1 protein-coding gene is annotated in these 811 nt (G+C 55.0%); it reads left to right on the top strand.

The window, feature by feature from the left end; genetic code table 11:
* Window positions 1–631, top strand: a 631-nt coding sequence (locus ACQY8X_RS20930; protein WP_428037067.1) for an aldehyde dehydrogenase family protein, incomplete at its 5' end; no start/stop codon positions are given.
* Between the last annotated feature and the right edge of the window lie 180 nt (window positions 632–811).

Here is an 811-nt window from a genome sequence, read left to right as displayed (position 1 = left end):
CCGTTCCGCTTTTCTGAATACCGGGCAGGTCTGTCTGGGGACAGAGAAGGTTTATGTCGAACGCCCCATTTTTGATCGGTTTGTGAATGCGCTGAAGCTGAAGGCGGAAGCGGTGAAGTATGGTCGCCCGGAAAATCATGAGTCGAATTACGGCCCCCTGATCAGCAGGGAGCATCAGGAGAAAGTGCTCTCCTATTACCGTAAAGCGGTTGAAGAGGGCGCAACGGTTGTCACCGGCGGCGGTATACCAGAGATGGCGGGTGAGCTGGCCGAAGGAAACTGGATTCAACCCACTATCTGGACCGGCCTGCCGGAAACCGCCACCGCAGTCCGTGAAGAAATTTTTGGCCCCTGCTGCCATATCTGTCCGTTTGACAGCGAGTCGGAAGTGGTTGGCTATGCCAATGCCAACGACTATGGCTTGTCCACCACCATCTGGACCAACGATCTCACCCGGGCTCACCGGATGGCCGCCGCCGTTGAAGTCGGGGTTACCTGGATCAATAGCTGGTTCCTGCGGGATCTGCGCACCGCATTCGGTGGTGCAAAACAGTCTGGCATTGGCCGGGAAGGTGGCGTGCACTCCCTCGAGTTTTATACCGAGATGCGCAATGTCTGCGTCAAATTGTGAGGTGGTTATGGATCAGGATTTAATTAACTCGTTGGGTGATGAGTTGTATAGCGCATATCTGACTCGCAGCACCATTACCCCATTTACCGAACGGGGTCTGGATATCACGCTGGAACAGGCTTATCAGATTCAGCAGCGTTTTATTGCCCGTCGTCTGGAAGCGGGAGAAACCGTCGTCGG

It is taken from the genome of Amphritea sp. (genome assembly GCF_050300915.1).
Lineage (GTDB): Bacteria > Pseudomonadota > Gammaproteobacteria > Pseudomonadales > Balneatricaceae > Amphritea.
This window is presented reverse-complemented; position numbering and strand designations above follow the sequence as displayed.